This window comes from Streptomyces sp. NPDC012510, from assembly GCF_042955065.1.
GTDB lineage: Bacteria > Actinomycetota > Actinomycetes > Streptomycetales > Streptomycetaceae > Streptomyces.
Window position 1 is genome coordinate 83,721 of record NZ_JBIBEN010000031.1, and the last position, 7,964, is coordinate 91,684.

The 7,964-nt window shown below is 68.5% G+C and carries 8 protein-coding genes; 7 read left to right on the forward strand and 1 reads right to left on the reverse strand.

Annotated elements, in window-relative coordinates; all coding sequences use genetic code 11:
• Positions 1 to 177: helix-turn-helix domain-containing protein (locus tag ACFY9I_RS38210; protein WP_391010891.1), on the reverse strand; the 177-nt coding region annotated here is incomplete at its 3' end.
• A 274-nt stretch (positions 178 to 451) separates the two neighbouring features.
• On the opposite strand from ACFY9I_RS38210, the gene solA (ACFY9I_RS38215) reads away from it, so the two are divergent.
• The 7 genes from solA (ACFY9I_RS38215) to ACFY9I_RS38245 all read left to right on the forward strand — a co-directional run bounded on the left by solA (ACFY9I_RS38215) (position 452) and on the right by ACFY9I_RS38245 (position 7,842).
• Complete coding sequence (solA, locus tag ACFY9I_RS38215; RefSeq protein ID WP_391010862.1) at positions 452 to 1,594, forward strand: N-methyl-L-tryptophan oxidase; 1,143 nt, start codon at positions 452 to 454, stop codon at positions 1,592 to 1,594.
• 41 nt (positions 1,595 to 1,635) lie between these two features.
• Positions 1,636 to 2,775: an N-methyl-L-tryptophan oxidase gene (gene solA / locus ACFY9I_RS38220; protein ID WP_391010865.1), complete on the forward strand. Its 1,140-nt coding sequence runs from the start codon at positions 1,636 to 1,638 to the stop codon at positions 2,773 to 2,775.
• Between the two features lie 19 nt (positions 2,776 to 2,794).
• A complete protein-coding gene (locus tag ACFY9I_RS38225) occupies positions 2,795 to 3,766 on the forward strand; it encodes a succinylglutamate desuccinylase/aspartoacylase family protein (protein ID WP_391010868.1) in 972 nt (323 codons plus the stop codon).
• Positions 3,767 to 3,843: 77 nt separating this feature from the next.
• Positions 3,844 to 4,947, forward strand: coding sequence for an extracellular solute-binding protein (locus tag ACFY9I_RS38230; RefSeq protein WP_391010871.1), 1,104 nt, complete (start codon positions 3,844 to 3,846; stop codon positions 4,945 to 4,947).
• On the forward strand, positions 4,940 to 6,079 hold the full coding sequence (locus ACFY9I_RS38235) for an ATP-binding cassette domain-containing protein (protein ID WP_391010874.1): 1,140 nt from the start codon (positions 4,940 to 4,942) through the stop codon (positions 6,077 to 6,079). Before ACFY9I_RS38230 ends, ACFY9I_RS38235 begins: the two co-directional genes overlap by 8 nt.
• 3 nt (positions 6,080 to 6,082) lie before the next feature.
• Positions 6,083 to 6,979, forward strand: a complete 897-nt coding sequence (locus ACFY9I_RS38240; protein WP_391010877.1) for an ABC transporter permease subunit — start codon at positions 6,083 to 6,085, stop codon at positions 6,977 to 6,979.
• Positions 6,976 to 7,842: an ABC transporter permease subunit gene (locus ACFY9I_RS38245; protein WP_391010879.1), complete on the forward strand. Its 867-nt coding sequence runs from the start codon at positions 6,976 to 6,978 to the stop codon at positions 7,840 to 7,842. The genes ACFY9I_RS38240 and ACFY9I_RS38245 overlap by 4 nt, the downstream gene beginning before the upstream one ends.
• The last annotated feature ends 122 nt before the right edge of the window (positions 7,843 to 7,964 follow it).

Sequence of the window (7,964 nt, forward strand, 5' to 3'; positions counted from 1 at the left end):
CCAGCGGGTGGTGTCCTTGCGGTTGGCCCGCAGCCAGCCGGCCTCGGCCAGTGTGACGAGGCTGCGCTGCACGGTCGACTTCGGTAGGCCGAAGATCTTCGTCAGCTCCCCGACGGTGACCGGCTGATGCTGGGCGACCGCCTCCAGGATGCGCAGCGACCTGGTGACGCTCTTCATCTCCATCCGGTTTCTCCCTGTTCATCCTCAGAAATAGTGCTGGACACCCTCTTGACTCCCCTCGGAGCCGCTGTCATTCTCTGTGCCAGATCTTAGCACAACATTCCACAATGTGGCACGGCTTCGAAAAGCTCCGAAGGTCGAGGGGGATCCCCGAACCCGGACGGACGGGAGCGATTGGGCCCCAAGGGGCTCGCCCCCACAGGCCGCGTACATCGAACAGCCTCACGCTCGGGGCCCAGCATGCGGCCCGGCGTTACGAAAGGAAAGCCCTGTGTCAGCAGCCAGGAAGCGCGTCGCCGTCGTCGGCGTCGGAACGATGGGCAGCCAGGCCGCATGGCGGCTCGCAGCCCGCGGCGCCGAGGTCGTGGGCTACGACCGGTTCGCCCCCGGCCACGACCGCAGCGCCGCCGGTGGCGAGACCCGGATCTTCCGGAGCGCCCACTTCGAGGACTCCCGGTGGGTTCCGCTGCTCCGGCACGCTGATGTCCTGTGGGAGCAGCTCCAGCGGGAGACCGGCCGCGAACTGCGCACCCTGACCGGATGCCTCCTCATGGGGTCCACCGAGGAACAGCAGATGGCCACCGTCCTTGAGTCCATCGCGGAGCACGGCCTCGACCACGAGGTGCTCGACGCCGAGACCTTGGCAAAACGTTTCCCCCAGTACCGACTCGAGGACGGCGACGCCGTCGTGCTCGACCGCAGGGCCGGTGTCATCCGTCCCGAGCTGACCGTCCAGACCGCCGCCCGCCGCGCGGAGCAGTTGGGCGCCGTGATCCACCGCTACAACCCGGTGCGGGAGATCACGCCGGTGAACGGCGGGGTGGAGATCCACACCGACTCCGGCAGCGAGCGCTTCGACGCGGTCGTCGTGACCGTCGGCCCGTGGGTCAACGACCTGCTTCCCGGCCTGCCTTGGGACGTGGAGATCCGCCGCCTGGTCAGTGCCTGGTTCGTGCCCACCACCGACGCCTGGTTCGGCGAGGAGCGCCCCGCTTTCATCCGCACCACCCCCACCCACTGCTATGGCTTGCCCTCCCCGGACGGCATCTCCGTCAAGCTCGGGCTCAGCAAGGATCTGCACCGCCCGGCCGGCGACCCCAACGCCCTGGACCGCACCGTCCAACCGGACGAGCTGGAGATTTACTCCGAGCTGATCGGCCGTTACATGCCGGACCTGCATCCGGACCCGACCCGGGTGTCCGTCTTCATGGAGGGCTACACGGGGAGCAGCCGCCCGCTGGTCGGTCCACTGCCCGGCGCCGGCAACGAGAACGTGATCCTGCTCGCCGGTTTCTCCGGCCACGGCTTCAAGCTCTCCCCGGCCTTCGGCGACATCGCCGCTGACCTGGCGCTGGAGGGCTCCTCCTCCCAGCCCATCGACTTCGTGTCGACCGTAGACCGCACCGAGTCCTGAACCCCCCGACCACCATCCGGCCCATGCGCAGGGAGAACCACATGGCCACCAAAAAGCGCGTCGCGGTCGTCGGTACCGGCACGGTGGGCAGCCAGGCCGCCTGGCGGCTGGCGGCCCGGGGCGCCGATGTCGTCGCCTACGACCGCTTCGCTCCAGGTCACGACCGCAGCGCCGCCGGCGGAGAGACCCGGGTCTTCCGCAACGTGCAGACGGACGACGGCCGTTATGTGCCGCTGGTGCGGCACGCCGACGTCCTCTGGCAGCAGTTGCAGGCGGAGACCGGCCGAGAGTTGCGCAAGCTGACGGGTTGCCTGTTCATGGGACCGGCCGACGACCCCGAGATGCGTACCGTCGTCGACGTCATCGCCGAGCACGGCATCGACCACGAGGTGATCGACAACGAGGCTCTGGCCAAGCGTTTCCCGCAGTTCCGGGTCGACGACGGCGATCTGGTGGTCCTAGACCGCCGTGCAGGCTTCATCCGGCCCGAGTTGACCGTCCAGACCGCGGCCCGCCGCGCCGAGGAGCTGGGCGCCCGGATCCGTCGCTACACCCCCGTGAGGGAGGTCAGGCCGGTCGCCGGGGGAGGTGTCGAGATCCGCACGGACACCGACACGGAACGCTTCGACGCCGCGGTGGTCACCCCTGGCCCCTGGGTGGGCGACCTGCTTCCCGACCTGCCCTGGCGGGTGGATGTCTACCGAGCCATCAGCGCCTGGTACGTACCCAACGAGGACAACCGGGCCGGCGAGGAGCGCCCCGGCTTCATTCGCAGGGGCGGTGCCATCCCCTTCTACGGGATCCCGTCCCCGGACGGCCTGTCCGTCAAGCTCGGCGTGTCCCAGGCCCACCACAAGCCGGTGGACGACCCTGACCGGTTGGACAGGACCGTCGCGGCGGAGGAACTGGAAACCTTCACCGAGATTGTGCGGCGCCACCTGCCCGGCCTGAACCCCGACCCGGTACGGCTGTCCGTCTTCATGGAGGGCTACACCGACAGCACCCGGCCGCTGGTCGGCCCCCTGCCGGGCTGCGACGACATCATCCTGCTGGCCGGCTTCTCCGGTCAGGGATTCAAGATCTCGCCCGCCATGGGCGACATCGCCGCTGACCTCGCGCTGGAGGGCCGCACCTCCCAGCCGATCGGCTTCATCAGCACAGACGGCCGCACCGCGGCCTGAGTTCACTACGAGGTAGGACATGACCTTGACCATCGGCCCACTGCGGGCCGAGCCCGGCCAGAAGACCAGCGGGACACTGACCGCCGACCTCGGCACCACGACAGCGGAAGTGCCCCTGATCCTCGTCAACGGCTCCCGTCCCGGACCCACGGTCGTCATCACCGGTGGTGTCCACGGCGGCGAGTTCATCGGCATCGACGCCGCCGCCCGCCTGGCCAGGATGCTGGAACCGGACGCCCTCTCCGGCCGACTCGTGATCTGCCCCGTGGCCAACCCACCGGCCGTCTACGGAGGCAGGCTCAACATCTCCCCGCTGGACGGCGTCAACATCAATCGCGTCTTCCCCGGCGACACGGGGGGCGGCCCCACCGAACGGATGGCGGCCTGGCTCTTCGAGTACGTGATCAACGGCGCCGACGCCTACGTGGACCTGCACAGCGGCGGCATCGACCAGCACCTGGTCGACTTCGTCGGCTACCGCGTGACCTCCGATACCGAGCTGACCACGAAGAACAAGGCAATGGCCCACGCGGTCGGCTACGAACGGGTCATGCCCCGCCCGCTCCCGGACGGCGGCAACAGCCACGCCGCGGCGAACCGGCAGGGCATCCCCGCCATCCTCATCGAGACCGGGCAACTCGGCGACCGAGACCCGGCCACCGTACGCAGACTCCTCGACGGCCTGTACCGGCTCCTGCACCACCTCGGTGTCATCGAGGCCCCGCTGCATCTGGCACCGGTCACCGTGCAGCCCCGTGAATGGGTCTGGACGGGCGAGGTCGTCTCCCCGGCCGCCGGCCTCTGGTACCCGGACGCGATCGCAGGCGACGAGGTGATCGAAGGACAGACCATCGGCCGCGTCATCGACCCCGCCGACGGCGCCGAACACAAGATCGCCGCCACTGCCAACGGAAAGATCATTTACGGCATGAACGGGCTCACCGTCCGCCCCGGCACACTGCTCGCCGAGATTGCCATCCCCCGCGACTGACGCGCCGCACACCCGCCCCACTGATTCCTCCATCCCGCTGAGCTTGCCCTCAGCGCGCTACTTCCAGGAGATTTGTCATGAGTGATCCCGTGATCGGCCGGAGAGCGCTCCTGCGCGGAGCAGGCGGCCTGGCCGCCCTCGCCACCCTCCCCTCCCTCGCCGCCTGCGGCACCGGTACCAGCCGCAGCACTTCCACCGGTAGCGGTGGCAAGGGCAAGACGGTGGTCGTCCGTGACAGCGGCGGTTCCTACGGTGCGGCCCTGCAGAAGGCGATCTACACGCCGTTCACGCAGGAGACCGGCATCACAGTCAAGGTGCTGAACCTGGACGACGCTCCGCTGCTGGCGCAGATCAAGCAGGGCCGGCCGCAGTGCGACCTCATCAACAACTCGCTGATGTCCCACCACAAGTACGTCAAGCAGGACGCCCTGGAGGCGCTGGACCTCGACCGGGTCAAGAGCGTGAAGAGCGCGAAGATCCCGGAGAACCAAATCACGGAGCATGCCATCGGCGCTGCCTTCTACGGGCAGTGCATCGCGTACCGCACGGATGCCTTCGGGGGCAAGAAGCCCGAGTCGTGGGCGGACTTCTTCGACACCAAGGCCTTCCAGGGCGGCCGTGCGATGTGCAGCCCGGACGGTGACCTGCCGGAGCTGGAGTTCGCGCTGCTGGCCGACGGTGTGCCGCTGGACAAGCTCTACCCCCTGGATGTGGACCGCGCGTTCAAGGTGCTGACCCGGCTGCGGGACGACATCAAGAAGTTCTGGGACAGCGGCCCGCTGCCCGGCGTGCTGCTCAGCCGAGAGGAGGTGACGATGTCGACCGTCTGGGACGGCCGGATCGCCGACCTGGAGAAGCAGGGTGTCCCCGTCACCCGGCAGCTCAACGGCATGCGCCGCCAGTTCTCGGGTTACGCCATCGCCAAGGGCGCGGCCAACATAGACGCCGCCTACCAGCTGATGGACTTCTCGCTGCGGGCGGAGAGCCAGGCCAACCTGGTCAAGTTCTTCCCGTCGAACCCGTCTTCTCCGGTGGCCTACGCCAGGCTCACCGAGGACGAGCGCAACGCGTCCGCGGGTGCGCCGAAGTACTACGACAAGGGTTTCGACGCGGATGTCGACTGGTGGCTGAAGAACGAGTCGGCCGTCACCAAGCGCTGGTTGGAGTGGGCTCGTGGCTGAATTCGGTGTCGCCACACCGTCTGTCAAGGTGGCCGGCGTTCAGCCGGCCGCCGCGACCGGCAAAGCGCTGTCGGTGGTGGCCCTGCGCAAGACCTACGGCGACGTCGTCGCCGTCGACGAGGCGTCGATGGAGATCGCGGCGGGGGAGTTCGTCACCTTCCTCGGCTCCTCCGGCTCGGGCAAGACCACGACCTTGATGATGATCGCCGGGTTCTGCGAGCCCGACTCCGGCACCATCACCGTCGGCGGCCGGGACGTGACGCGGCTGGCGCCGCAGAAGCGGGGCCTCGGCTTCGTCTTCCAGCAGTACCTGCTCTTCCCCCACATGACGGTCAGTGAGAACGTCGCCTTCCCGCTCACCCTGCGTGGTGTGGCGAAGGACGAGATCCGCCGGCGGGTGGGGGAGACGCTGGAGATCGCCGGCCTGTCCGGGTTCGGCGGGCGCAAGCCGCGTGAGCTGTCCGGTGGTCAGCAGCAGCGTGTGGCGTTGTGCCGGGCGCTGGTCTACCGTCCGCCGGTCATCCTCATGGACGAGCCGCTGGGCGCGCTGGACAAGAAGCTGCGCGACCAGCTGCAGGTGGAGATCAAGAGTATTCAGCAGGAACTCGGCCTGACCGTCATCTATGTGACGCACGATCAGGAAGAGGCGCTGGTGATGTCGGACCGCATCGCGGTGATGCGCAGCGGCCTGATCGAGCAGTTCGACACCCCCCGGGAGCTGTTCGAGCGGCCGAAGACCCCCTTCGTCGCCGACTTCCTCGGCGCGGCCAACTTCCTGCCCGGCCGCATCGAGCAGCACACCGATGACCACACCCTGGTCCGCCTCGACAACAGTGGCGGTCTACTGAAGGCACGCCGCCACCAACTGCCCTCCGGCAGCCAGGTCACAGTCGCCGTGCAGCCGGGCCGGCTGCGCGCCTGTGCCTCGGGCGACGGTTTCTGTACCGGCACGGTGGAGAGCGCCACCTACGTCGGCACCCTGGTCCGCGCGGGTGTACGCATCGACGGCAAGGAGGCGCCGCTGCTGCGCCTGGAGGTCCCCGCCGGACGCGGCCCCGTCGCGGGAGAGCGGGTCGGAATCACCGCCGACCCCGAGGACGTCAACCTCTTCCCCACCGAACAGGCAGGGTGAGCCATGGCCGCCACCCTCACCGCCACCGCGCCCGCCCGCCCGCGCAAGCTGCTGGCCTCGCGCAAGACCCGGGTCGGGATCCTCTACGCGCTGCCGGTCGTCGTCTATCTGCTGGTGCTGTTCGTCTACCCGATCTTCACCACGCTGCTGCTCAGCCTGAAGGACGTAGACGGCTCGTTCACCCTGCACTGGTACGCCGACGCCCTGACCGGCGTCAACCTCTCCGTCCTGTTCACCACACTGCGGATCTCCGCGGAGACGGCGGTGCTCAGCCTCGTCTTCGGGTTCATCCTGGCCAACGCGATCTCGCGGCTGAAGCCCCTGTGGGCAGGACTGGCGATGCTGATCGTGGTGGTGCCGCACTTCGTCAGTGCCCTGGTGCGCACCTACGGCTGGATCATCATGCTCGGCGACAAGGGCCTGGTGAACGAGACCCTGGGCGCCATGTCGGTACCGGGAGCGCCGTTCCAGCTGCTCTACAACGAACTCGGCGTCGTCATCGGCACCACCTCCATGATGCTCCCCTACACGGTGCTGCTGCTGTACGGCGTGATGCGCGGGGTGGACCGCCGCCTGCTCGCGGCGGCGTCCAGCATGGGCGCGGGACGCGTGACGATCTTCCGCCGCGTCTACCTGCCGCTGGTCGCCCCGGGCCTGGCCAGTGCCGGACTGCTCAGCTTCATCCTCTCGCTGGGCTACTACATCACCCCCGCCCTGATGGGCGGCCCGAACCAGACGATGATCGCCACCCTCATCAACCAGCAGGTCACCAAGGAGAACCAGTGGAACGGGGCCGCAGCCCAGGGCGTCATCCTGCTGCTGCTCACCTTCGCCGGACTGCTGCTGGTCAAGGCCGTCGGCTCCCTGGGCGCCAGCCGTAAGAAGAGGAGCGCGTCATGATGGAGCTGCGCAAGAGCCTCACCGGGCGGATCGCCCTGACCGCCGTCGCCACCGTCATCCTGCTGTTCCTGGCACTGCCGATCATCGTCATCCTCGTCACCTCCTTCAGCAACAACGCCTTCGCGGCCTTCCCGCCGGAGACGTGGACGCTGAACTGGTACAAGGCCCTGTTCGCCGACGGCAGCAAATGGCCCGCCGCCCTCTCCCTCAGCGCGTTCGTCGCCTGCCTGAGCACCGTCTTCTCCCTGATCATCGGCGTGACCGCGGCGACCGCCCTGACCCGCAGCGAACTCCCGCTGCGCTCCGCGGTCTTCGCCCTGGTCCTCGGCCCGCTGGTCATCCCGCAGATCGTCACCGCCCTCGGCCTGTTCCTCCTCTTCGAGCCGGCCGCGATGCTCGGCAGCCCCATCGCGATCGCACTCGGCCACACCGTGCTCGCCTCACCCATCGCGGTGCTCATCCTGATCGCGACCCTGCGCGGCATCGACGAACGCCTCGAGGACGCCGCCGCCAGCATGGGCGCCGGCCGCATGACGATCGCCCGGCGCATCACCTTCCCCCTCGCCGCGCCGGGAATGATCGCGGCGGCGATCTTCTCCTTCATCACCAGCTTCGACGAGTTCTACATCTCCCAGTTCCTCTCCTCCGTCGACACGGTCACCCTGCCGGTGCAGGTCTACAACTCCCTCACCTTCGACATCGACCCCAGCGTCACCGCCGTCAGCGCCATCCTCATCGCCTTCGCGGTCCTCGCCCTCGTCCTGGTGGCCCTGGTGCGCTGGCTCGGCTCCGGGCGGCAGGACCCCCTGCTGTCGGTCGAGAACACGGCCGGGATCGCCACGCCCGCAGGGGATGCCGTATGACCGCCAACGGCTAGCTCGGCTCCGAGGGCCGTCCGACCCCACCTCGGACAAGAAGAGCGGACAGATCCTGTTCCGTGAGATGTGCGAGATCTTCCCCCAGCTCGCCCGTACCAAGGTCGAGT